The following is a 24415-nucleotide window of genomic DNA, read 5'->3' as shown; positions in this document are numbered from 1 at the left end:
GAGCGCACGGGGCCTCATCCTCATTTTCCCCCGGGGTGGGGCCCCTTCCTCAATCCACCACAACGGCCCGTCGCTCGTACGGCTTGAGGACGCGGTACAAGAGTGCGCAGCACAGCGCCACGGCGGAAAGAAGAACGTACACGGCGTCCCAACTGGCACCCTCGGCAAGGCGCGGAAGGATGAGGTTTGCCCCAACTTCACCGATCAAGTAACCGGACAGCCCGACAATCCCGACGGCCGCGCCAACCATCCGTGGCGGGGTCAAGTTGAGCGTCAGGATATTGACGATTACTTGTGGCGCATAGATGAGGCCGCCGATAACCGCCACTGAGGCCCCCAGCGGCAATCCGCCGGCGAAACCGGCATACCCGACGAGAGCAATTGCGAGCACCGCCATTGATCCAACACCCACACTGGACATTCTGGCCGGCATCTTCCACGCGATCACCGCAAAGATGATGACAAACGGTATGGCAGCGAATTCCAGAATGCCGAAGAGGGATTGTGAATCGGATAGCAGGAGGCCTTTCTCTTCCGGCAGGTAGCTAACCATCCAGTTGATCACACCAAATCGTATGAAGTAGAGCAGGGCGTTGAGCCCCACAAGGATCATCAGGGCCGGAGAGGACCGGAATGCCATCCAGATGAGCTGCCAATAGGAATCGCCCGCCGGCGTGTGAAGTGCTGGCACCCCGGCCTTTCCATACATCTGCGTGAGGGTGGGGAACCCTTCGCGCCACGGCCTGTCCTTCCCATACCGATACAGAGGTAGAAGCAAGATCGCGCTCACGGCAGCCGGAATCCAGAACACGAGGCGCCAGTCCCCAAACTGGCTGAGAATCCATGCGGCGAATGCAGCTAGGGCGGCAGCTCCAAGGTTCTGGGACGTGTTCCACGCGGAAACGGCGGCACCCCGGCTGGCGTTGGGATACCACGCATTCAACATTGCGAGGCAGGCGGGGGCTCCAGCCCCTTGAACAATTCCAAGGAGGCTCAAGAGTATCTTGAGCGCCAGCGGTCCAGTAGCAAAGGGAATGAGGAAGCAGATGACGGATGAACCGAGAAGCGCAACGCCCAGCATCAATGGCATCGAGGTTCTGTCCACCAAAATCCCCATTGCCAGCTTTCCGAAGCCGTATGCGATCGGGAAGAAGGAGAGCACCACTCCTACCTCAACTGCGGATAGTTCCATATCCGCCCCAAGTTGCGAACTCACTAGCCGGAAGTTGTTACGAACTAAATAGCAGACGGTGTACCCAAAGTAGGCGACACAGAAGACGATGCGGCGATCCCCAATATATTCAGCCATGGAGCGCCTCTCGCGAGGGCTGAACCGATCCGGAAATTGCACAAGACTCCTCTTCGTGTCTGACCGCCGGTACTATTGTATGTATACGATCGATCAAGGGGTGACACGTCATGGCATCAAGCGCGAGGCTTGCAGATGACCTTGCGGTCCATCTTCGAGACCGCATTTTGGCTGGCGGGCTTTCCGCCGGCACCCAACTGGCCGAACAAACTGTGGCCGCTGAATACGATGTGGCGCGCCCAACCGTGCGTAGCGCCATCGCAATACTCGAACGCGATGGCCTGCTCCACCGCAAGCCCCACATGCCGGCAACTGTGGCAAGAGTCCAACCAGAAGACATCCCAGATATCATCAAACTGTTGGAAACAACCGAAAACCTCGCCCTTATGCGCATCCTTCAAGAGGATCCCGACTTGCGTCCCCTGCGCCGCAACGCGCAGGATTCTATGTACTCCTTCTTGGATTCGCTGGTGGAGCTTTCAGGATCCGAGCGGCTGATGCTCATCCACCGCCGCTCAACCTTTGAGCTCCTCCTAGCGAGCCTCGCGAGCCCAACAACCATCTCAGATCCCGGCAGCTCAGATCCTGCTCACGATTTGCTCAATGCGATTTTTCTGCAGCAGGGAGCGGCTGCTCATGCGCATTTATCTGCCCTCCAGCATGCGCGCCAGCAGTGCTTTGCCACGCGCGCAGTGCAGCACAACTAGCCGAACTCGATCGCGCCACCACCCCTATCTGGTACCGTATCCTTGTACCAGATACTGGCTAGAGGAGGTTCCCCGTGTCCATCAGTGCAAGCGAAGCTCGCAAGACACTCTTTCCACTTATTGAGCGCATCAACGATGATCAGGAAGCAATCGAGATCGTCTCTCGAAAAGGAAACGCCGTTCTCATGCCTGCAGACGAATACGCAGCTTGGCAGGAAACTGCTTACCTATTCCGTTCTCCAAGCAACGCTCGCAGATTACTCGACTCATACGAGCGGGCACGTGCTGGCGAGTTTGAGGAGCATCAACTGCTCACAGAGGATGACTGAGTGCGCCTCGTCTGGGACAAATCAGCATGGGAAGATTACCGCTACTGGCAAACTGCTGATCGCCGTATTCTCAAGAGAATCAATACACTCATTGACGCGTGCCTGCGAGAGCCCTATGCGGGTATCGGGAAGCCGGAGCAGCTCAAGTACGGAGCCCAAGGAGCATGGTCGCGCCGGATCAATGAGGAGCACCGGCTCGTCTACCTCGTACAAGGCGACGATCTGGTTATCATTCAGGCTAGATATCATTACTGATGGCAGGCAATCATCTGCTGATCACGGTCTATGGTCCGTCTGGGCGGGTTTCGCGCGAACCTTATCGCCCTTTTTGTCATCAGCCTCGACAGCGTAGATCAAGATACAACTGTCTAGGTAGATCATTCCCATGAGTCCCGGTTCTCATGAACACGTGCCTCAATATCGTCCATCGAAGAACGCAGCCGCATAGGCAGGGGATGTTTGTCCAACCATTGCGCGAAATCGGAACCCGTCATTGCAGATCGGGAATCCTCGTAAGGCACAACCCGAGCAACAGGCTTACCCCTGCGGGCAATCACTACGTCCGCACCCCGCTCTGATTCACTGATCAGATGCGAAAGTGAGTCACGTGCCTCGAAAACGTTGTAGACCGTCATGCCAACATGATAGCCAACTAGATGTACATATTGAAGGGTCGTTGCCTCAAACCCACTACGCGAGCTCAGACTGCAGAATTCTCTAGCGCACGTCGCAGAACAGCAAAAATCCCCCTGACCAGATCTTTCGTCCAGTCAGAGGGATACATAGTGGAGATGGGGAGAATTGAACTCCCGTCCGACGATCAAAGTCAAAGCCTTCTACGGGTGTAGTTTGCTTAGCGTTGTTTTCGGCTCCAGCGTTCTCACAAACAGGCCGCTGACAAACCTAGTCGCGAAAAAGTCCCGAGCACGCCCGCGACGTGCGTGCTCAGCAGTGGCTTTCTAAAACGGCGCCAGATCCTGAGGAAAAAGCACCCTCAGGCTGACGGATTTCAGAGCTCGCTCAGGCGGCGAGGGTGAAATCGGTGCGCTTTGAGTTGGCACCTATTGGTTTGCAGAGAATCGTTTACGAGATGACTCTACATCCTCGACCCGCTTCTCTTCGGCAAGTAATCGCCGTCGAAACCGATCATCCCCTTATTCAGTTGTTAAACCGGCTGATCCGGAAACATGCGCACGAAGCGCCTACACATCGTACAACACTCGCGCCCTAGATTCTATTCCCAGACGCAGGTGCCGAACACACGTTAACCGCGCGCACGCTTTCTTGCGGCAGACATGGCTCGCTCCGCCTCGCGATCGGCTTCACGCCGCCGCAAAGTCTCGCGCTTGTCCCATTCCTGCTTGCCTTGAGCCAACCCGATTTCCACTTTGGCGCGGCCCTTGACGAAGTAAAGCTCGAGCGGAACAATGGTGTGGCCCTTGGCCTGAACCTTGCTGCCCAGCCGGACAATTTCGTCCTTGTGCAGCAACAGCTTGCGCTTACGAGTAGGGGCATGGTTGGTCCAAGTCCCCATGGCGTACACGGGGATATTGATCCCGTGAATCCACGCCTCGTTATCGCGATCAATCTCCACCCATCCGTCGATCAGTGAGGCGCGCCCCATGCGCAGTGCCTTCACTTCAGTTCCGGTGAGCGAAAGCCCAGCCTCATAGGTGTCAAGAATGTTGTAATCATGACGCGCCTTCTTGTTGCGCGCAATCATGTGCTTAGCGTCAGCGTCCACCTTCGCCTTTTCGGCCGCAGAGAGCTTCCCCTGCTTCTTCGCCATAGGAACCTCCAACCCTTGCGACATCCGCATACGAATAGACAATGCTACGCGGAACACCGCGTTTTCCACAACCTACTCAGCCAAGCGGGATCCCCACGCACGCGCACGCGCAAGTTCCCCATCAGCAAGTGGCCCACTGGTGCCATTCACACGGAAATCTTCGCCTTGCCGCGCGGCAATCTTCTTCCTCTTGAGGGCCTTGTACATGGCCTTTCCAGCAGATCCGGCGACGCTTCCTCCAGTGGTGGTTGAGGCGGTAACCACCTGCCCAGATACCGATTGAAGTGTACTGATCCATTCCCTCACGCCGATGGCTGGCGCGTGATCCGCACCCTTTTGCCGGGCCTGCGCCCGAGTTTTAGCCGAACTCATCCCCATATTGTGGGTTGGTCCGGCAATCACCACCAGATCGCCGGCGGGTGCAACAGGCGCAGTCGCAACATCCATCACCGTCACCTTGGCCCCCGCTTCTTCGAGACCACTACGTATGGCCTGCGCAACGCGCATCGTATTCCCGAAACATGATTCGACTATCACTGAGACCTTCATGGTTAACCATTCCTTCCTATTCACTGATCTACTTAGCACGTCTTTTGAGATACTGTGTCTCAAACGGTATCATCGTCTGCATGACACGTCCAGATGCACGCGACCGCGTGGTAGATGCTGCCGTGAGGTCACTACGCACCCGGGGAATCTCAGTGGGGCTTGAAGGCATCAGCCTCGAGGATGCGATTAAGGATTCGGGCGTTTCACGCGCAACTGCGTACCGGCGCTGGCCCAATCGCGCGGAGTTCACCCGGGAGGTCCTCATTCGGGTGGTGCGCGCCGCCCAGTTGGAACATGAAGCACAGCCGGAAATCGAGCAGTTGCGGACGTTGCTGGAGCACCATCGGGATAGCCATGGCGCCGCGACAAACAGGCACACATTGATTGTCGAGGCATTGCGTATTTCTACCGGGGCGGACCACCAGCGCCTCGCGTCCTCACAGGAATGGCGCGATTACCTCGCGCTTAGGTTGACCTGCGGTGGGCTCACCGATCCCGATCTGCGCACCGCTTTGACCCGCGAACTGCGTGCCACGGAACAGGAGTTTATCCGCCACCGGACTCGCGTGTACTCACACCTGCCCATCCTGACCGGTTACCGGTTCCGTATCCCACTGCCCGATCAGGAGGCGTTCGCATTGCTCGCCGAAACCATGGGGGCACTTATGACGGGGCTTGTCCTTGACGCCTCAACTGGGGTGCAGAGTGACCCGTTTTCTGCGCGGGCATTCGGCTCGGAGACCGAGGCAGAGTGGACGCCGGCTTCCTACGCACTGACCTCCGCGCTGCTGGCCCAGATGGAGCCCGATCCGCAGGCCGATTGGAACGCGGAACGTGCTCTCGCACTGCTCGATGACATTGCGTAGTTGAGAGAACGACGACGGGTTCCCACGTGCGTGGGAAAGGTCCCGTTCGTCTAGCGCTGAGTGAAGGCGGGGAAGCTCATTGGATCAACAACGCTCCCGTTCTTCCAGACCTCCATGTGCACGTGGCAGCCGGTAACCTGTCCCGTCTGACCGGTCCATCCAATGACCTGGCCCTGCTTGACGGACTGGCCTGCGCTCACGTTGAAGCTGGACAGATGGTTCGTGACGGCCACATACGAGGAGCCGTTCACAACGCCCAGATTAATGAATATCTGGTTGCCGTGTGTGGAGTTTCCGGGGGCCGGGACTGTCTTTGCCACCACGCCATCGGCGGGCGCTACCTGTGCCTCGCCACACGAGGAGCGCAAGTCAACTCCGTTATGCATCCACACTCCACCGAACGGGTACTGGCGCATACCGAACGGCGAGGTCACATACACCGGAGCCGGAACGGTAGGAATAAGCCAGCTACCGGAAGGGTTGGACACTGGAGCACTCTTGGCCGCGGAACTAGACGATCCGGATGATTGCTGCTTCTTCGCAGCTTCTTGCTGCTGCTTGAGCTTCTCGTTCTCCGCATCAATCTTCGCGATCTCAGCCGCCGTGTCATTACGCTTCGTCTCAAGGGAGGACAAGCTAGATTCGAAGGCATCTTTCTGCCCCTGAAGCTTCTCTTCCTTCTTTTCGAAGTCTGCTTGAAGAGCTAACAAGTCATCGTGCTTGGTCTTGGCCGCGTCCTGCTTCTCTTCCTTTTCCACCACCAGAGCATCGGCCTGATCCTTCAGTTCGGCAATCTGCTCCTCCACGTCCGATTGACGTGATTCGCGGGTGGTGTTCTGTGCGGTGGCCACCTCTGCCTCGGTCAAGCTGGTGGATTGGCTACGAGACAGGGCCTCCCACACCTGATAAGAGTTGAGGAAATCCTCTGAGGAGCTTGCTCCCACAATGAGATCCATGGTGGAGGGCATGGTGTCCCCACGGTACTGTGAACGAGCGATCTCACCGAGGTTGTTCTCGCTGGCCTCAATGCTCTCTTCGCCCTGCGTGATTTCATCCTTGATGGCTGTCAGTTCGCCTTGGGCCGCATCTAGCTGGCCGGCCACGATCTGTTGATCGCGTTCGGCCTCAGCCAGTTCATTCTCAGCGTTCTCTAGTTCCTGTTCGGCCACCGGAATCTTGGATTTTGTCTCTTCAAGATCCAGATAAACAGCCTGAAGATCCTTATCCACTCCCTCGAGAGAGGACTGGGTGGATTCAATCTGCTTTTCTTGTTCCTTCTGCTTGGCTACCAGATCGTCGCGGTCGTCTGCGAAGGCCGCTGGACTCATAGGACCAGCCACGCCCGCAAAGCTGGTCAGTGCCAACGCGAACGCTGCGAGTGCTCCCAGATGCTTCTTGCGGTTCATTCGTTTTCCTTCCACGCGTTAGACCTTGGCGTAACGCCGCAGCGTCACCCACGAAGCGATGCCGGCAACCACGATGGCGCCGAGGATTAAGAACGGCGAAAGCTTCCACACATCACCGGTTCCAATGATCTGCATCCACGCCATCGAGTTGCCGAGCCAATCGGAAATGAAGTACTTGACCGTAACCCACAGGCCACCCACTGCCAGCAGCGAGCCGGTGAGAGAGGCGATGATGCCTTCCAAAATGAAGGGCAGTTCGATAAACGCATTGGAGGCGCCCACATAACGCATGATCTCTGTTTCATCGCGCCGGGACATGGCCGATAGCCGGATCGTGGTGGGCATGAGGAGCAGGGCCGTGATGATCATGACACCGGCTAGAACACCGGCAATCACCGTGAAGCGGTTGAGCATATCGAACAGCGGTTCCAGTTGAGCGCGCTGGTCCTTGGCTTCAAGCACACCGGGACGCCCGTCAAGTGATTCGGCGACAACCTGATATTCTTCCGGATCCGAAAGCTTGATCCTGAAGGATGCTTCCATTTGATCCTCGGACAGGGAATCTACCCACGCCGTGCCATCCATCTGGTCCTTGAAGTCTTCAAGTGCCTCTGCCTTGGTTTCGAAGTGGACCGTATCGATGTATTGAGAGATCTCGTCAGTTTCGAGGAACTCCTCGATGTCCGCGATCTGCTCGTCAGTTGCCTCCCCCGCCGCACACTGCGGTGCCGTCGAGTTAATGGGGCACATGAACACGGACACTTCCACCTTGTCGTACCAATCGCCCTTGAGATTGGATACCTGCGTTTGAAGAAGTGAGGCGGCACCAACGAAGAGGAGGGACACAAAGGTCACGAGGGCCACTGAAGCGGCCATGGCCTTGTTGGCCCATAGCCCGCGGAATGTTTGGGAAAGGATAAATCGGAGACGCATTAGCGCTGATCACCTCCATACACGCCGCGCGTTTGATCGCGGACGATGATCCCCTCGTTCAGCTCCACCACACGCTTGCGCATTTGGTTGACGATCGATTGATCGTGGGTGGCCATGACAACCGTGGTTCCTGTGCGATTAATGCGGTCCAAAAGGCGCATGATCGAGAGACCTGTTTCAAAATCGAGATTTCCTGTGGGCTCGTCCGCTAGGAGGAGCTGTGGGCGGTTCACCATGGCGCGAGCGATTCCCACGCGCTGGCGTTCGCCTCCTGACAGTTCGGTCATCTGACGGCGTTCCTTGCCGTCCAATCCCACCATCTTGAGGGCTTCTGGCACTTCCGTTTTGATCTGGTGCCGTGGGGCGCCAATCACCTGAAGCGCGAGCGCCACGTTATCGTAAACGTTCTTGTCCCCAAGCAAACGGAAATCCTGAAACACTGCGCCGATCTGACGGCGCATGAGAGGCACGCGGCGTGCCGATACCGTAGAAAGGTCTTTGCCTAGCACGTGAACGTGCCCGGATGTGGGCCGTTCCTGAGCTAGGATGAGCGAGATCATCGTGGACTTACCGGAACCCGAAGGTCCCACCAAGAACACGAATTCGCCTCGGTCTACTTCGAGGCTCACCTGATCGAGCGCCGGATGGGCACCTTTCTGGTAAACCTTCGTGACATCGTCGAATCGGATCATGTGTTTAATCGCCAAACGTCGTGGGCATGTGCGCCTTGAGCATACGTGTTTGGGACAAACGAGTGATGGCGGCGCGCCGTGATAAAAATGTTATCTGGCGGCACCGCCCGATCGGGTCACGAGTGGTTTAGTCCGCCTTGCTCACCTTTTCGCCGGTAGCGCGCCAGCGGATCCCTGCATCGATGAAGCCGTCGATTTCACCGTCAAATACGTGGTCAGGGTTACCCGCCTCAAAGCCAGTACGTAGATCCTTGACCATCTGATAGGGCTGCAGCACATAGGAACGCATCTGATCGCCCCACGACGCCTTGATATCTCCGGCGAGTTCCTTCTTTTCTTTCGCCTCTTCCTGCTGCTTGAGGAGTAACAGGCGCGATTGGAGCACGCGCATGGCAGCCGCGCGGTTCTGGATCTGCGACTTTTCGTCCTGCATAGACACCACAAGGCCTGAGGGAATGTGTGTGATGCGCACGGCCGAATCTGTGGTGTTCACCGATTGACCACCGGGGCCAGAAGAGCGGTACACATCCACCCGGATGTCCGCTTCCGGAACTTCAATATGGTCCGTCTTCTCAATCAGGGGTATCACTTCTACTGCGGCGAAGGATGTTTGGCGCCGTCCCTGATTATCGAAGGGGGAAATGCGCACGAGGCGGTGCGTGCCCGCTTCAACCGAGAGCGTGCCGTAGGCATATGGGGCATGAAGTTCGAAGGTGGTGGACTTGATGCCGGCCTCTTCGGCGTACGAGGTATCGAGCACCTTGGCCGCATATCCCCGGCGCTCGGCCCAACGCAGGTACATGCGCTGAAGCATCTGGGCAAAATCGGCAGCGTCCACGCCGCCAGCGCCAGATCGGATGGTGATGACGGCGTCACGCTCGTCATACTTGCCTGCAAGCAGGGTGCGGATCTGGAGATCGTCCAACTCCGCACGTGTACGTGCCAGATCCTTATCAAGATCAGCGTACAGTTCCTGAGCAAGCTCAGGATCTCCATCCGATTCTTCCTGAGCCATCTCAAGCATCGCAGCCAAATCGCCCAAGCGCTCGTCAAGCCCTGTCACCTTGTCCAGCTCAGCCTGAACGTGAGAGAGCTTGGATGTAACCTCCTGAGCTTTCTCGGGATCATCCCACAGATCGGGTGCAGAGGATTCCTCCGTCAGCCGCGCAACCGTATCCTTGAGCCCATCGGGATTGCTTACCATCCAGATTTGTTGGAACGTTTTGCGCAGAGCGTCAATTTCTGCCTGATATTCAGTGGCCACAGGCCTAGGCTACCGCAAAGGATCACCTTTCCCTTAACTCCGCACGGCTGGTGACACTCACAGTGATCTCTGACAGCGGCATCCCATCTGGCACAAATGCGAGCGGCAGGGTTTGGCTCAGAGTAACTTCCACTGCCGTATCACTGACGCCCGTGGGGTGGACCACCCGTACATCGGCCGGCACCATCCGGGATGCCGTTTCCACAACGGTTTCCTGAGACGGCGGGAAGCTATTGGCACCGGCGTAATAAAGTTCATCGCTGAGATCATCGGCCACCGCGAGCGCAATCGCATCGGCTTGAGCCACCAGTTCGCGCCGCTCCAGCTGGACCATTGCGAGCGCCACACTGCCCACTAACAGTGCGCACACCACCGTCCAGATGCCAATCCCGAGGATCAACATGTTTCCGCGTTCGCCACTGCGTTGCATGTCAATCGCCTACTCTCGGACCGGACGAAATTCGTCCACCTGCATCGTGGACTCCTGCGTCAAGCGCACGGGTGCCACGTAGGGCAGATCGATATCAGCCTGCACCGTGAGAGTGACCGTTGCACCCGGACTCAAACACGGATCGTCCGAACAGACCACCGAAATGTGTGCCACCGCATCAACACCGCGCGAATCGAGGGCCTGCTGTGCCACCGCCTGAGCGCGATCGTACGCATCGATGCCAGAATCAGATCGGACGAAGGCGCGCGCACCATCACGTGCCGCTGCACTCAGCGCCGATTGCCCCATGAGGAGCGCCGATACGGCCAGCAGCGCGATAACCGCCGGAACAACAAGTATGGCCATCACCCCCACGAATTCCACGATCACGTTTCCTTGTTCGGGGCCGCCCGTGCCATTCTGCCTCGTCTCAGATCTACTCGATCGGCGCATCGGCCTGAACCTCCAACGCTCCAGGCATGCCCGGCACTGGCAGCGGCGCCGTCACCTCCACACGGAGGATGGCCACTCCCCCGATCACGGACTCGCTCGCTACAACATCCTGCGCATATTCCGCAGGCAATGCGGCCGTGATGAGTTCTCGGGTGCGCTGCTCCGCAAGGGCAGTGCCTCCAACAGCTCCAACCCGAGCACCTTCGGCCGCGCTATCCACCAAGATCATGCGAGCGTGCAACGTCATCGCCAGGCCCAGCAGGGCGAGGGCAACTAACAGAAACAGTGGCATCACCATCGCGAATCCGACCACTGCCTGCCCAGATTCTTGATCATTGCCAGCTTGGTGGCAGCTTCCTCGCCGTCGTCGTCCATACATACTCAACACGAGGACCTACGTTCGTTCCTCAAATACTCGTAATCCGGCTAATCGCTGTGTTAAACACGTCAATCAGCGCAGGCCCCGCAACAGCCCAGATGGCGATGACCAGCCCGGCGGTCATGAGCGTGACGAGGACCCAGCCGGGGACATCGCCGCGTTCGCTGGCGGTGGGATCGGGATCGCGGCGCGGCCGGAACATGCGGTTTTTCATTGGGAGATCCTTCTGTTGGGGTGGTGGCGGTTGTGCCTTAGGTGATAAACGTGAGGGCCTGCAGGCCTGGGTACAGGGTGAACAGGACGGTGACGGGCAGGATGAGGAAGACTACCGGTAGCATCATCGTGATCTCCCGTTTGCCTCCGATCTCCAGAAGCTCGCGGCGGGCCTGATCACGCGCGTCTTGGACTTGGGCGGCCAGCACCTGCGCGATGGGAGTTCCGCGTTGGGTTGCACTCACGAGCGCGTCACAGAACCTGCCAACTTGGCCGGATCCGGAGCGTTCTCCCATCACCACGAGCGCTTCCTCCATCGAAGAGCCCGCGCGGACCTCTCCCAGCGTGCGGTCGATTTCTTTAGCCAGCTCCCCGCTGCCAATGCTGCTCACCCTCTCCAAGGCAGCGCGCATGGGTTCACCGGCAGAAACCGCGAGCGCCATGAGTTCGGCGGCATCCGGCAGCTGGGCGGTGAGTGCCTGAGAATGCCTCGTTGCCCGCCGTGTTAACCGCGAATCTGCCGCCAAGGCGCCCGCTAGCCCTCCACCGATCGCCAGTGTCAGCCCAAGGATGAGGCTGTTGGTTCGGGCGAGTAGCACAAGCGCGGCGGCCAGCCCTGCCGCGAAACCTGCGCCCGTCCATTGGAGCTGGGTCAGCCGAAAATCGCGGAGTGTTGACGTGCCCAGCATGGCGAGCCTGCGTTCTACCGAACTGTTGGTGGATCCGATCTTTTCGAGGACGTTTGCTGCCGCGTGGAGCGCTTTGTCGAGTAGGTGGGAGCGGGGGCGGTGCCAATCGTGGTGGCGGTAGGGCATCACCCGCTGCTCAAGGGTGGGATGCGGGGACACCAACGCGGTAATGATGAGGGCGATGCCTAGCCCGCCCAGCGCTCCGATAATCATTCGGCCCTCCCGGCAAGTACGCGGGGTTCCTCGGGCAGGCGGCCCAAGCGGACCATGAGGGCGTAGGCCACCACAGTGGTGAGGAATCCTCCCACCAAAATCGCGGTTCCGGTTGGGTTGGCGAACGCCTCGACGGTTCCGGGACGGGAGGCCAAGAGCGCCAGCACAACCCATGGGGCTACCGCCGCGACGCGGGCGCCGTTCACGGCCCACGATTGGCGGGCAATGAGTTCGCCGCGGTCCCGGTTCTCTGCCCTCAGGTTACGGGCGAGAGCCTGCAGCACGTTGGCCAGATCATAGCCACCCAGCGCACTGGCGAGCCTCATGGCCTCCACCACGCGATCGGCCACCGGGTCCCCCAATCGTTCTTTGAGACCGTCAAGGCTGTGCTCAAGATTTCCCGTTGCCTGAATCTGTTCGCCGAACTGAGCGAACGCGGGGCGCAGGGCGGAAGGGCCGCGCGAGCCTAGGGAGCTCAACGCTTCTCCAATCCCGAGGCCAGCACGTAGGGCCGAGACCATATCGTCTAGCGCATCTGGCCACGCTGCCGCACGTTCGGCGCGCGCTTTCCGTGCGCGAGTCTGCGTGAGGATTCGCGGTAGCAGCCCAGAGGTTGCGGCAACACAGAGCGCAAGGAACGCGTTGCGGATCAGTGCGTAGGCGATGATTCCGCCGAGGCAGCCAGCGATTGTGGTGAGGGCGATCTGGCGGCGATTGGCGTGAACCGCTCGCATCCAGCGGGGCGGGGATGGCGGACGTGATGGATTGCGCAGGGCGGTAGCGCAGGTCAGAATTCCTACGCCAAACAACGTGCCAATGACCAGTCCCATCATGCCCCGAGAATCTTGTGAAGGTTGATGCCAGCGCGGGAGAATCGCTCCATGTGCGGTATCTCGCCGCCCGCTCGCACGAGCTCGGGCGGGGATTGCGGGGCGGGCATGCCGTGCGCGGGTCCGAAACCCGTATCAGACGGGCGGGTACGTGTGGAAAAGATGGACGATACCTCCACGCGGCCTGCCTCTATGCGGCCAGAGACCCCGGCAATTTCGGTGACCCGGCGAGTGCCCGTGTGGTCACGCTCCACGTGAACGACCAGATCGATGGCGCTGGCCACCGTGGGCACAACAAATTGGGACGTCACGTTCTCCCCTGCGAGCAGCGGCAGTGTACAGAGCTTCATGACGGCCTCGCGTGCGGTGTTGGCGTGGATGGTGCAAGCTCCGGGGATTCCGGCGTTGAGCGCCACCAGCATGTCAAATGCCTCCGCGGCGCGGACTTCCCCAATGACGATGCGTTCTGGGCGCATGCGGAGGGCCTCGCGCACGAGGCGGCGCAGCGTGACCTCCCCGCGGCCCTCAATGTTGGGCGGACGGGTTTGCATAGCCACCACGTCCCTGTGCTCCAGATTGAGTTCAAACACCTCTTCCGCGCTCACGATGCGTTCGGAGGCCGGAACTGCGCCTAAGAGAGCACGTAGGAGCGTCGTTTTGCCTGCCTGAGTGGCGCCGGATACGAGAATGTTTAGCCCAACGCGCATAGAAGCCTCTAAGAACGCCGCGGCCCCGGGCGGCAGCATCCCGGCCACCACCAGCTCATCAAGCGTGCGCGCTCTGAGCACATATTTGCGGATGTTCACCGCCCAATGCCGCCGGGTAATATCCGGAATCACCACGTGGAGGCGTTCCCCACCCGCCAGCGCTGCATCGACGAACGGATGCGACAGATCGAGCCGGCGCCCGGATGAGCGCAGCATCTTTTCGATGAGATCCCGCACCTGAGAATCGCGGAGGACGATCGTGGTGAGTTCGCTTGTCCCGCCGCGGGAGACGAACACCTTTGCCGGCTCATCAATCCAGATCTCCTCAACGGTGGGATCATCGAGGAGGGTTTGGAGCGGGCCGTAGCCGCCGATGGCATCGCGGAGTTCGTTCTTCAGCGGCTCAACGGATTCGATGGGTTCAGCGCGCCCGGCAACCGAATGCCCCTCGTATTCCGCGATGGCCTCCCCGATCAACGCGTCTAAGGCTCCCGCATCCCTTTGCGGATCGATGCCGCGCTGGCGCACCACATGCCGCACCACGCTCTCGATGCTTTCACGCGCCTGAGACTGAACCGCCATGGATCGCCCTTCCTTCACGCACCCTCAAACACACCGTAGGGAAAAGCGCAAGTTCCGGCAGAAATCATTCACAGCCTGTGGATAACTCGTACAATGTGGCGTGGTCGCGGCCTGTTCACTCGCCAATTCAACCCTGAACAACGTATGTTGAGAGAGTGAAAACTTCGCAGCTCTACCTTGCCGGACTCGCTGTGAGCGCTATTGACGGCCTCAACGCCGTGGGAGTTCGCCCCCCGTACGTCCGCACTGACGATTTTGTGACCGGCGGCGTCCTCGATTCCAAAGGACGGCATTGGATCGTCAAATGCCCCCTGAACTCCACCGCGGCAACGTCTCTGGAAGCCGAGGCGGCCATCGCGCCCCTCCTGCTGGAGGAACTTCGCAAGGGGGAACTCCCCTTCGATATTGTCCGGCCCGCCGGCTTCGCCTCCGTGTCCAGTGGCGGGCGCGCGATCGTGTACCCGGAACCGTTTGGGACCCCCACCGATTTTGAAGCGATCACGTTGGGCGAGGCACGCGAGGTTGGCCGGGCTCTGGCCTCGATTCACATGCTGGGCTACGACGCTATTGATCACGCCGGGCTCCCCCACTATTCGGCAGAAGAGTTTCGCGTGCGTCAACTGGCCGAACTCCATGATGCCGATCAGGCGGCCACCATCCCGAACCTTCTGCGCAGGCGCTGGGAGGAAGCTCTGGAAAACACGGACTTGTGGCAGTTCGAACCGGTCGTTCTCCACGGCGATGTCGATTCGGAGAACTTCCTGTGGTCCGGTGGCACCATTTCTGCTGTCCTTGGCTTCGGCAGTGCTCACATCGGCGATCCTGCGGTGGACATCGCTCCGCTCCTGTCACTGCCGGAACAGACCTTTGACACGGTGATCGAATCCTACGAAAACACCCGTGGCGAGGATATCGATGGCAACACCCACACGCGCGCCATCCTGCTCTCCGAGCTGAGCGTGGCCAAGTGGCTCTTCTACGGTATCCGCACCGAAAACGATGAGGTCCAACGCGAGGCCCGCAACATGCTGACGGATCTGGCCGCGGATGTTGAAGCCGATCCCAACCTACAGTCCGGGCCTTCATGGGACGTTAACCCGTCCTGACCCACTTAACTGTCCAACGCCGCAGCAATCCTCTCGGTAATCTGCTCTTCGGTTAGCTCACCTGCCTCGAGAACCTGCCGTGACTCCGGCTCGCTGAGGTAAACGAAGCACGCCCCGATTTCGGAAAGCGGCACCTTATGCGCGCGCGACCAAGCAAGCCGATAGAGCGCCAGCTGAAGCTCACGGGAGGCAAGATCGGCAGCACGCGGACGCCGCCCCGTTTTCCAATCGACGATGGTTACGGCGCCCCTACCTGCCATCGAGGAGGTATCCAACACGGCATCGATCGTGCACCGGATGATGTGCCCAGCAACAACGATCTCCAATGATTGCTCGATCGCCAGTGGCTCACACGAGGCCCATGGAGAGGCCATGAAGGCCTCATACATCGTTTCCTCGCGGCCAGAATCCATATCTACATCGCTGGCGGGTAGATCGAGAAGCGAATCGATATCCAGCATGGCGGGCTCGGTGAAGTGATGGGCGATTTTCGCATGCGTGTTAGTGCCAACGCGGGCCGCTCGCGATGGTTTGTTCGGGATGGGCCTGCGCTGATTGGCGATGAACGCCTCCCCATCCTCGGATAGGTGCACCATGTCCGTGGCCGTGTAATACGGCCGTGTCACACCAACCTCTCCCGTCTCTCGCTGCTCCGCAATCAAAACGTTCGCCTGCCACCGCCATTGATCCGGCCCGGCGTCAGTTGCCAGCGGAGCCAAGCCCCCGAGCGTCCGCGGAACTGCCTGTGGCCAGCGCGCTAGATCGGGAAGATCATCGTAGTGGGGAACAGGCTCAAGTACTGGTGGATTGACGGCATCCTCCCCGAGGCGTTCACTCAACCACTCGACACTCGCATCCTCGCCCACTTCTTCCGTCAGTTCCGCGGGCCAGTCCGGCCCCGCAAGATCGCCGATGGGAGTCACGTGGGCGCGGGCGTCCGCCCGCATATCCATCAGGTAGCTTGAACGCGCCTTCAGCTCAATAGTGAGGGGGTCCTCGGACACAACGTTCTTTTTCCCACGACCTGACGCAACAGGCTTGGCCTTTTCCGGGGATTTCAGCCCGTACCCAGCCAAAACAAGCTCCCCGCGAGGCCGAGTGAACGCCACGTAGGCCAGACGCCGCGCCTCCTGACTCTCGTATCTGGGAAGATCGACTTTCTTGAACTCAAGCGAGGGCCCTGCGGCATCGAACTTGTCCGTGTAGTCCGATGGCCGGAAGTGCGGAAGGTGCTGGTAATCGGCCCGAAGCGGGAACGGGAACACATCTGAACGGGTCAGCCATGACGTCGCGCTGGTAATGTCCGAGAATTCCCCGTCCACCACCTCCGGAATAGCCACGAGATCGCGCCATTCGAGCCCCTTGGCCGAATGGACCGTCATGATCTGCACAACTCCCGGATTTACCTCGATATCCTCTTGAGCACGAACGCTTTCGATGCCGGCCTCTTCTTCCCCGCCATGCTCCTTTTCATCACTCGTTTCCATCCACGCAAGGAAATCGGCGAGCGATGCCCCCGGATGGTCACGCTGATACCCACCGCCCAGCGCCACGAAGGAATCGATGGAGGTGCGCACGCGTTGGCCGCCCGTCGCGCGAGTTGCGGCCGCTAATTCGATTCCGAAGATCTGCGAAACGTGGGCAATAAGATCCGGAAGATCACTATGGATTGCAGCGCGCACCTGCCGGATCAGGCCGGCCAGATTCTCCAGGCGCCCCCGCCCAGCCTCCGTGAACTGCTGTCCATCACGGGAATGCCAGCCAGCGGAAGGAAGATAGGTGAGCGCCTCGATGAGAGTGCTTTCGCCGCGTGAGCTGAGAGCCTGCTTCGTGGGTTCGTTGTCAGGAACGACGACGGCGGATTCGTGGGCCCCAGACTTGTTCTCCGCACCGGTTGAGGACTTGCGATTTCCTGAGATGGCAGCAATCTGCTCGGAGGCGTATTCGCGCGCCCACTGGTTCAGTGCCCGCATATCGGCCGCGCCGATTCCTGCATAGGTGAGCAGCCGGAGCAGCTGATCGTTACGGCCGGGGGTGGCCACGGCGGCAAGGGCGGCACGGATTGTAAGGATCTCGGGGCGTTGGAGCAGGCTCTCCCCGCCGACGATCTCGTAGGGAACGCCCACTTCTGTGAGCGCCTCGACCATCGGCTCGAAATACTTGCGTTTGCGGCACAGCACGGCAATCTCGGCCTCGGAATCCGAGCCCTCCCGGCCCGCCATGACATCACGGATCCGCCATGCGATAGCCCGGTAAGAATCCTCGCGCAGCAAAGGCCGTATCTCAGTGACGGTGCCGGGACCGGCATCCTTCCGGGGTTCTAGTTTGCCCACATCTAGCGTGCTGTCAATCTTGCCAGCAACCGCGTTGGCCGCGTCCAAGATTGCACTGTCGTTTCTGAAGGATGTGGCAAGAGAGAGCTGCTGGACGGTTCCCATGCGGCGGCCGAACTCTCGGGCGAAATCCGCGAGCGCGCTCGCACTTGCCCCCCGCCAGCCGTAGATCGCCTGATAGGGATCTCCCACGGCGCAGACAGAGCGAGACTGGCCTAAGGCTGCCGCCAAGAATGTGGCCTGATTGACAGAGGTGTCCTGATACTCGTCCAGAAGCACCAAGCTGTACCGTTCGGCAAGCTCAGCTCCGAGCGCGGGATGGGCTTCAAGCACTGCTGCCGCCGTAGCCACCTGATCGGCGAACTCAACAACGCCGAGTTCCTTCTTTCGGGCAAAATATGCTTCCACGATGTCGAGGAGCTGGCGCCGTATGCGCAGTGGTGACACCGCCTTCTTCAGAGGCGGCCACCCATCCTTGATCGCTTGTAGCTCTTCTCCCCTGAACTGAGATTTATCGAGAGCCATGGTCTCGATCGCCTGTGCCTCAGTATCGAGAAACTCGCGGGCTTCATCCACGGGGCACTGGTTGTCGATGAGAGCGGCAGCTAACTGGAGTGCGGCGCCCGTGAGCGTGGACTGGGCGCTGTCATTGAGCACCTCGTCTTCGGCGCGGGGCGGCCACGTCTCCACAATCTCATCCATGATCTGCCAGCGTTCGGCATCGGTGATCAGCCGGGCTCCGGGATCGGTACCAATGAGCATGCCGTAGCTGGCCGCAATTTCGGATGCGAAGGAATTGTAGGTGGAGATCGTGGGCCGCTCCAACTGCTCGCGTAGAGCCTGCATGCCACCGTCACCCGCACCCACAAAGCCGCCAGCCCGCAGCCTGATGAGTGCACGATCAACGCGTTCGGCCAATTCACCGGCTGCCTTGCGGGTGAAGGTCAGGCCAAGGACCTCGTTGGGCTTCACGGCGCCCGTCGCGATCTTGTAGGCGATACGGTTGGCCATTGTTGCCGTCTTGCCAGAGCCGGCTCCAGCCACCACAAGGATGGCTGGGGAGTCCGATTCGATGACCGCCCGCTGCTCCTCCGTGGGAAGAAATTCTGGATTCAGGCACCTCATGATGGATTCATAGGTGGTCATGAGAACATCCTTCCCTCGGACTTGGCGGGGCACACTGTTTTGAATGAGCACCTCTTGCACACGTTCTCTTCGGGCCGAGCCGGAAAGCCTGCCGCGCGAAGGATATTCGCTGCCTCGTTGATTCGCGATTCGGCGCGTTCTCTTCCTGCAGCGTCCAAAGGCGCCTGCTCGCGGAAGTCTGGGCTGCCGTCTCCCATAGCCTTGCCCAAGTACACCAGCTCCGCACCATCTGATGCGCCGTAGGTTTTCTCTACGATCCACTGATAGATCTGCATTTGGATGTGATCCGCGGCTGCGGACTTTGTCGGTACTGTCTTGCCCGTCTTGAAGTCCGCGACTCTGGCGCCAGCGTCCGTGAGAGTCACGCGGTCCAGCGAGGCATTCAGCGCCGTGTTCGCATCCACGTCCAGATGCACACGCTCCTCGGGTTTGACTGGCTCGGGGTGGTCCTTGACGTATTCGGCCAGAGTTTCCACCATCGATCGTGCCCTTCGATGAAGCTTCGCGGCGCTGAATCCTTCCTCGGGATCTCCGAATTCCGCGTACCAGCGCTCATCCATGAGCGCGATGTATTCGCTCAGGCTGCCGTGCGGAAGCTCTTCAGCCAAGGCGTGAATAAAGGTTCCGAGGCTTGCGGCCTCCTGCCCTTCGGCGCTTTCCGCGCCCACTCCCTGCAGGAAGCCCTGCAGGGGACATTCGAGCAGTTTCTCAACGCGTGAGGGGGATACGGAGACCGCACCACCGCCAGATGAATCCTCCGGCGCGCTGAGTTGATCGAACCACATCAGCGGCTGTGCACCGGGCACGCCAGCATCCTCGAGTTCCTCTAGGAGCTGCTTGGCCGCCTCTGCACTCTCCGTGGCGCCGGCACGCCTGAGCTGACCGATCAGACCCGGCATGTCCAGATCTGCGCTTTGGGCGCACACGGACTGCAGAATGCGCGAATGAGCAGCCGCTTCGCCCTCCTCCGCCTCCTCTTCCTTAACGAAGTCCATCGCTTCAAAGAAGCGAGAGGGCGCGGAATCATCACTGTCCACGCACGTGAGGATGAGCTGCTTTCGGGCGCGGCCAAGGGCGTGGTATAGCTGGCGCAGTTCGTCATCCAGCGTCTCTTCGACATCTTGAAATCTCTGCTCGCGCTCTGACAGACCCGGCACCAGCCGCCCTGTGGCGATCTGGGTGAGCCTCGCCGTGTGAGTATAGGTGTCACGTATCCGCATGTTCGGCCACGTTCCGTCTTGCAAGCCGGCGATGACCACCACGTCCCATTCACGGCCTTGCGAGGCCGAGGGTGTGGTGAGCGTGACGGCGTCCTGGCTGGCTCCGAGCCGGGCGATCGAATCCTCCGGGAGGTCCTGATTCATGACTTCTGCGATGAACAGGGCAATCGTTGTGCTTGAATCTCTGTCAGCCATCCGCTGGGCCACCCTGAACAACTGGATCACCGAGTCGAGGGCAATATCTGCCCAGTCCCCAGCCAAGCCGCCTGATAGAGCCTGCCTGCGCCACACCTCTGCCATACCGCTGGCATCCCATGCGGCCCACAGGACTTCTTCGGCCAGTTGGCCGTGAGTACCAGCGGCCACGCGCACATGCTCGAAGATTGTGGCAGCGTGACACAAACGCTCAGCGCCTTGTGGGGCATGCGCGCGCACGGCATCCGGTCCATTCAGTGCCAGAGACAGAAGGTCCGATTCACTTCGGTTCCCATCGCTCACTACCTCGTATCCGCGCATCACCCGCCCGATTCTGCGCAGCTCTAGCGGATCGATTCCCACGATGCAGGAGGTCAGTACGCTCACGAGGCTAGGAAGATCCTGTTCGCCGGAAGAGCGCAGGCCCAATCGGATCACGTCAATGAGGCCGGACACCGCCGGGTGTTCACGCAGCGGACGGTCGGAGCCGATCTGCTCGACGGGGATCGACTTGCGGATGAGAGAGCCGCGCAGAGGCCCATGATCTGACCGCGAGCGCGTGACGATCGCCATCTGGTCATAGGGAACTCCGTCACGAAAATGACGGAGCCGCAGCGTCCGCGCGATGGCCGTCACCTCTTCTTCGCGGTGCACGTACCGGTGAGCTGACACCTCATCAGCCACAGCCCCACCAGCCGCACGTTCCTGAGGCAGCCGGTGCCCCGTCACTCGCCCTCCTACCCGGATTCTCTGGACAAGGCGATCGCTGAGATCCGCGATGGCCGTACCACCACGGTGCCGCTGCGTCAGGAACACCGGCGTACACCCGAGCCCGGTGGGCGCCGGTGCCGTCACGTCGCCTGGCAGGCTGGCCACGCCCCCACGGAAGCCCTGCACTGCGGCGTCCGGATCGCCTGCCACCACAATGGAGGCGCCATCGGAGGCCAACTCACTCAGCAAGGCGAGTATCGAACGCGGAGCGTTCTGCAGATCATCCACTAAAACCCAGTCCCAGCGAGGGCGGGGAACCTGCAACGTGTCTGCGCTGGGAGCCGCCGCGACACTCCGCTCCCACCCGGCCAGCATGGAAGCCGCCATACCCACGAGCTGAGCGTGATCGAGCATGTCGGCCGCATCGGAGGTACCCGCGTAGGCAGCACGAGCGACCGTCACGCTCTCGTACGCTTCCATGACTTGCGCTCCGGCATGCCACATAGGCTCCGCATACTCCCGTGAGAGGCCGTCGAGATCCTCGGCAGAATATCCGAGTTCGGCAGCCCGCGTGATGAGGTTACGGATCTCTTCCCGGAAACTGGAAAGGCGGCGTACCTCGTCGTCGACAAAAGAAGGAAACTCCAATTCGGGTGAAGCCGCCAGAATCTCACCCAGAATAGAATCTTCATCAGGTCCTGAAATGAGTTCCGGATCGCTGCGGTTGACCGCGTGCGCGTACCCCTGAACGAGCGCGTAGCAAAAGGCTGTCAGCGTTTGGACTTTGATCGTCTCCGGCATGCCTCCCAGCGCGCGGGAGATCTGATTGCGCAGCAACGTTGCCGCGCGCCTGTCCTGAGTTAATACGGCGATACGGGGAGCGCGCTGGGCAGCCGCCACCTCGCGCTGAACCAGCGAGCTGAGCAGGAATGTTTTACCGGTGCCGGGCGCCCCGATAACGCTCAGGCGGCAGGGGGCTACGGCGGCGCTCAGTGCGCGGGCTTGCGATTCATCCACGTTGTTTAACTCCACGCCGAAACTCTATCGCGGGCCTCCACCATCTTTTGGGCAGACGGGCAGTTCTTCCACGCGTGCGCGTATTCGGCCATCAATGAACAGGCAACTCATCGAACAATTCCGGCGGCTTCGGGGCGCTAAGCTGACACAAGCACCGCGTGCGCCGCCACGGCGCGCTGCGTCACACGTTCCCGGGAGGATCCTTATGGAAATCAACATCGGTGTTCGCCAGGTTGCGCGCGAACTGAACCTCGATATCGATATCACGGCTGAAGAACTGGACAAGTTGGTCGACGAAGCCATGGCGTCGAGTACCCCGCTGCGTCTGTCCGATTCCTCTGGACGGTCTATCGTGATCCCCGCCGATGCGATCGGCTATGTGGAAGTTGCTTCAGCGCACACCCGCCGGGTGGGCTTCGGTTTGGTGACCGACTAGCGAACATCACAATCCACCAATAGTGTGAAACCAAACGCCCCGCAGTCATCATGCGGGGCGTTTGTCTTAGAATTAACTGAATACGGGTTGCCCGGTCGTCTCGTTTCTCATAGGCCATTTACGATCGGCTGCCATGCGCGCACCGCGCGCCTATAGAAAAGGATGACTGAATGAGCACAAGCTCCGGCATTGTCGATTCATCGGCTGCTGTAGTTCCCGAAGTTCGGGAAGCGAAAGCTGACATTACTGGCGATAGCGAAGGCCTCGACCAGAAGACTTTTAGAGATTTTGAGGTTTCCGAACCTATTACTCACGCATTGGATGACAAGGGCATTATCCACCCCTTCCCCATTCAGGCGCTCACCCTTCCCGTCGCACTGCGCCGTCATGACATTATCGGGCAGGCCAAGACGGGAACGGGAAAAACCCTCGGATTCGGCATTCCCATGTTGGAAGCCACTGTAGGACATGGCGAAGACGGCTGGGATGCGATCCCCGAGGCCCAGCAGGGCAAGCCTCAAGGACTCGTTGTTCTCCCTACACGTGAGCTTGCCAAGCAGGTGGCGGCAGAAATCACCATGGCCGCCAAGTACCGCAAGGTCCGCATCGTGGAGGTATACGGTGGCCGCGCCTACGAGCCACAGCAGGATGCCCTGAAGAAGGGCGCCGAAATCGTGGTGGGCACGCCAGGGCGCTTGATTGATCTTCAGCGCCACGGCTCTCTCGATCTTTCGGCCATTCGCACCGTGGTTCTCGATGAGGCCGACGAGATGCTGGATCTGGGCTTCTTGGAGGACGTGGAAACGATCCTGTCCAAGACTCCTCCACACCGGCACACGATGCTGTTTTCCGCGACGATGCCCGGGCCCGTGGTGGCCATGGCGCGCCGCTACATGAGCAAACCCACCCACATTCGTGCGCAGGACCCCACCGATCAGGGCGCCACGGTTAAAACGACCCGTCAGGTTGTGTACCGCTGCCACGCGCTCAACAAGGTGGAAGTAGTCGCTCGCATCCTTCAGGCGCGCGGGCGCGGCCTCACCATCATCTTCACGCGAACCAAGCGCACGGCCGCCCGCCTTGCTGAGGACCTGGCAGAGCGCGGATTCGCCGCCGGTGCCCTCCACGGCGATCTCGGGCAGGGCGCCCGTGAGCAGGCGCTTCGCGCCTTCCGGCACGGCAAGGTTGATGTGTTGGTTGCCACCGACGTTGCGGCCCGCGGCATCGATGTTGACGATGTCACCCACGTCATCAACTACCAGTGCCCCGAGGATGACAAGATTTACATCCACCGCATCGGGCGTACCGGACGCGCCGGGCATTCCGGCACGGCCGTCACGTTCGTTGACTGGGACGATATTCCCCGTTGGGCCGTCATCAACAACACGCTCAACTTGGGCTACCCCGAGCCGGTGGAAACCTACCACACCTCCGAGCACCTGTACTCGGATCTTGATATCCCGTCCGACATCACCGGCACGCTGCCCGTGGAAAAGCGCACTCGTGAAGGCCTCTCAGCTGAGAAACTCGAGGATCTTGGAGAAACCGGCAAATCCGCCGGGCGAAACCAGAGCCGCTCGCGTGGAGGCGGCCGTTCGGGTGGACGCGGTGGCCGTGGGGGCCAAGGCGGACAGGATCGCCGCGGGAATAGCCGAGGAGACTCCCACAAGTCGCGTGACACCCACAAGTCCGAAGAGAACGTGAATCGGCAGGCGTCCCCGCGCCGTAACCGCAAGCGCCGCCGCGTGAACCGGCCACAGGGCGAGGAATCGTAGCTCACGCGGCCTAGTTGGACCACTTATGTACTCCTTGGAGCAGGTATACCTTGTCCAGAACCTTCGTAAGTGGTCCAATCCTGACCCGTACGGGCTCTCCTACGCAAGATCCACCTGAACGCCGATTTTGGCGTAC

At 60.1% G+C, this 24415-nt stretch carries 24 protein-coding genes and 1 other RNA gene; 7 read left to right on the top strand and 18 right to left on the bottom strand.

Annotation, left to right across the window (positions count from 1 at the left end):
- Window positions 1–49 precede the first annotated feature (49 nt).
- Window positions 50–1309, bottom strand: coding sequence for an MFS transporter (locus tag ACTHV6_RS03485; protein WP_441385877.1), 1260 nt, complete (start codon window positions 1307–1309; stop codon window positions 50–52).
- 110 nt (window positions 1310–1419) lie between these two features.
- Between ACTHV6_RS03485 and ACTHV6_RS03480 the strand changes: the two genes are divergently transcribed.
- The 3 genes from ACTHV6_RS03480 to ACTHV6_RS03470 all read left to right on the top strand — a co-directional run bounded on the left by ACTHV6_RS03480 (window position 1420) and on the right by ACTHV6_RS03470 (window position 2600).
- Window positions 1420–2016 (top strand): GntR family transcriptional regulator, encoded by a 597-nt coding sequence (locus ACTHV6_RS03480; protein WP_441385876.1) that lies wholly within the window; start codon window positions 1420–1422, stop codon window positions 2014–2016.
- A gap of 74 nt (window positions 2017–2090) precedes the next feature.
- Complete coding sequence (locus ACTHV6_RS03475; RefSeq protein WP_441385875.1) at window positions 2091–2345, top strand: type II toxin-antitoxin system Phd/YefM family antitoxin; 255 nt, start codon at window positions 2091–2093, stop codon at window positions 2343–2345.
- Window positions 2346–2600, top strand: coding sequence for a Txe/YoeB family addiction module toxin (locus ACTHV6_RS03470; RefSeq protein ID WP_441385874.1), 255 nt, complete (start codon window positions 2346–2348; stop codon window positions 2598–2600).
- 122 nt (window positions 2601–2722) lie between these two features.
- On the opposite strand, the gene ACTHV6_RS03465 is transcribed toward ACTHV6_RS03470, so the two are convergent.
- The 4 genes from ACTHV6_RS03465 to ACTHV6_RS03450 form a co-directional block, all read right to left on the bottom strand.
- Window positions 2723–2980, bottom strand: a complete 258-nt coding sequence (locus ACTHV6_RS03465) for a type II toxin-antitoxin system Phd/YefM family antitoxin (protein WP_441385873.1) — start codon at window positions 2978–2980, stop codon at window positions 2723–2725.
- Between the two features lie 148 nt (window positions 2981–3128).
- Window positions 3129–3499: a transfer-messenger RNA gene (gene ssrA / locus ACTHV6_RS03460) on the bottom strand.
- A 110-nt stretch (window positions 3500–3609) separates the two neighbouring features.
- On the bottom strand, window positions 3610–4134 hold the full coding sequence (gene smpB / locus ACTHV6_RS03455; RefSeq protein WP_441385872.1) for an SsrA-binding protein SmpB: 525 nt from the start codon (window positions 4132–4134) through the stop codon (window positions 3610–3612).
- A gap of 72 nt (window positions 4135–4206) precedes the next feature.
- Complete coding sequence (locus ACTHV6_RS03450) at window positions 4207–4683, bottom strand: flavodoxin family protein (RefSeq protein WP_441385871.1); 477 nt, start codon at window positions 4681–4683, stop codon at window positions 4207–4209.
- Between the two features lie 80 nt (window positions 4684–4763).
- Here ACTHV6_RS03450 and ACTHV6_RS03445 point away from each other — a divergent pair, with 80 nt between their 5' ends.
- Window positions 4764–5549, top strand: a complete 786-nt coding sequence (locus ACTHV6_RS03445; protein WP_441385870.1) for a TetR/AcrR family transcriptional regulator — start codon at window positions 4764–4766, stop codon at window positions 5547–5549.
- Between the two features lie 50 nt (window positions 5550–5599).
- On the opposite strand, the gene ACTHV6_RS03440 is transcribed toward ACTHV6_RS03445, so the two are convergent.
- The 11 genes from ACTHV6_RS03440 to ACTHV6_RS03390 form a co-directional block, all read right to left on the bottom strand.
- Window positions 5600–6955 (bottom strand): murein hydrolase activator EnvC family protein, encoded by a 1356-nt coding sequence (locus ACTHV6_RS03440; RefSeq protein ID WP_441385869.1) that lies wholly within the window; start codon window positions 6953–6955, stop codon window positions 5600–5602.
- 18 nt (window positions 6956–6973) lie between these two features.
- Window positions 6974–7888, bottom strand: coding sequence for a permease-like cell division protein FtsX (ftsX, locus tag ACTHV6_RS03435; RefSeq protein WP_441385868.1), 915 nt, complete (start codon window positions 7886–7888; stop codon window positions 6974–6976).
- Window positions 7888–8580 carry a cell division ATP-binding protein FtsE gene (gene ftsE, locus ACTHV6_RS03430; RefSeq protein ID WP_441385867.1) on the bottom strand — a complete coding sequence of 231 codons (693 nt, stop codon included), beginning with the start codon at window positions 8578–8580 and terminating at the stop codon, window positions 7888–7890. Before ftsE ends, ftsX begins: the two co-directional genes overlap by 1 nt.
- Before the next feature lie 127 nt (window positions 8581–8707).
- Entirely contained in the window at window positions 8708–9844 is a 1137-nt protein-coding gene (prfB, locus tag ACTHV6_RS03425) for a peptide chain release factor 2 (RefSeq protein WP_441385866.1), read from the bottom strand.
- Window positions 9845–9866: 22 nt separating this feature from the next.
- The gene (locus tag ACTHV6_RS03420) at window positions 9867–10274 is read right to left on the bottom strand and encodes a hypothetical protein (protein WP_441385865.1); all 408 of its coding nucleotides are present in this window, start codon (window positions 10272–10274) and stop codon (window positions 9867–9869) included.
- Window positions 10275–10283: 9 nt separating this feature from the next.
- Window positions 10284–10727 carry a TadE/TadG family type IV pilus assembly protein gene (locus tag ACTHV6_RS03415; protein ID WP_441385864.1) on the bottom strand — a complete coding sequence of 148 codons (444 nt, stop codon included), beginning with the start codon at window positions 10725–10727 and terminating at the stop codon, window positions 10284–10286.
- Window positions 10711–11040, bottom strand: a complete 330-nt coding sequence (locus ACTHV6_RS03410) for a TadE/TadG family type IV pilus assembly protein (RefSeq protein ID WP_441385863.1) — start codon at window positions 11038–11040, stop codon at window positions 10711–10713. The genes ACTHV6_RS03415 and ACTHV6_RS03410 overlap by 17 nt, the downstream gene beginning before the upstream one ends.
- Window positions 11041–11134: 94 nt before the next feature.
- Complete coding sequence (locus ACTHV6_RS03405) at window positions 11135–11320, bottom strand: hypothetical protein (protein WP_441385862.1); 186 nt, start codon at window positions 11318–11320, stop codon at window positions 11135–11137.
- A gap of 37 nt (window positions 11321–11357) precedes the next feature.
- On the bottom strand, window positions 11358–12221 hold the full coding sequence (locus tag ACTHV6_RS03400; protein ID WP_441385861.1) for a type II secretion system F family protein: 864 nt from the start codon (window positions 12219–12221) through the stop codon (window positions 11358–11360).
- Window positions 12218–13054, bottom strand: a complete 837-nt coding sequence (locus ACTHV6_RS03395) for a type II secretion system F family protein (protein ID WP_441385860.1) — start codon at window positions 13052–13054, stop codon at window positions 12218–12220. The genes ACTHV6_RS03400 and ACTHV6_RS03395 overlap by 4 nt, the downstream gene beginning before the upstream one ends.
- A complete protein-coding gene (locus tag ACTHV6_RS03390; RefSeq protein WP_441385859.1) occupies window positions 13051–14340 on the bottom strand; it encodes a CpaF family protein in 1290 nt (429 codons plus the stop codon). Before ACTHV6_RS03390 ends, ACTHV6_RS03395 begins: the two co-directional genes overlap by 4 nt.
- A 155-nt stretch (window positions 14341–14495) precedes the next feature.
- Here ACTHV6_RS03390 and ACTHV6_RS03385 point away from each other — a divergent pair, with 155 nt between their 5' ends.
- On the top strand, window positions 14496–15446 hold the full coding sequence (locus ACTHV6_RS03385) for a phosphotransferase (protein WP_441385858.1): 951 nt from the start codon (window positions 14496–14498) through the stop codon (window positions 15444–15446).
- 5 nt (window positions 15447–15451) lie between these two features.
- Here the strand turns inward: ACTHV6_RS03385 and ACTHV6_RS03380 are convergent, their stop codons facing one another.
- Together ACTHV6_RS03380 and ACTHV6_RS03375 are read right to left on the bottom strand one after the other, a co-directional pair.
- Entirely contained in the window at window positions 15452–18925 is a 3474-nt protein-coding gene (locus ACTHV6_RS03380) for a UvrD-helicase domain-containing protein (RefSeq protein WP_441385857.1), read from the bottom strand.
- On the bottom strand, window positions 18922–22083 hold the full coding sequence (locus ACTHV6_RS03375; protein WP_441385856.1) for an ATP-dependent helicase: 3162 nt from the start codon (window positions 22081–22083) through the stop codon (window positions 18922–18924). The genes ACTHV6_RS03380 and ACTHV6_RS03375 overlap by 4 nt, the downstream gene beginning before the upstream one ends.
- Window positions 22084–22273: 190 nt before the next feature.
- On the opposite strand from ACTHV6_RS03375, the gene ACTHV6_RS03370 reads away from it, so the two are divergent.
- Together ACTHV6_RS03370 and ACTHV6_RS03365 are read left to right on the top strand one after the other, a co-directional pair.
- Window positions 22274–22504 carry a DUF3107 domain-containing protein gene (locus tag ACTHV6_RS03370; RefSeq protein WP_441385855.1) on the top strand — a complete coding sequence of 77 codons (231 nt, stop codon included), beginning with the start codon at window positions 22274–22276 and terminating at the stop codon, window positions 22502–22504.
- Window positions 22505–22674: 170 nt separating this feature from the next.
- Window positions 22675–24279 (top strand): DEAD/DEAH box helicase, encoded by a 1605-nt coding sequence (locus ACTHV6_RS03365; protein WP_441385854.1) that lies wholly within the window; start codon window positions 22675–22677, stop codon window positions 24277–24279.
- The last annotated feature ends 136 nt before the right edge of the window (window positions 24280–24415 follow it).

The organism is Ancrocorticia sp. (genome assembly GCF_052089425.1).
Classification (GTDB): domain Bacteria; phylum Actinomycetota; class Actinomycetes; order Actinomycetales; family Actinomycetaceae; genus Ancrocorticia.
The sequence above is the reverse complement of the archived record's forward strand: the minus strand, read 5'-3'. Positions and strand labels throughout refer to the sequence as shown.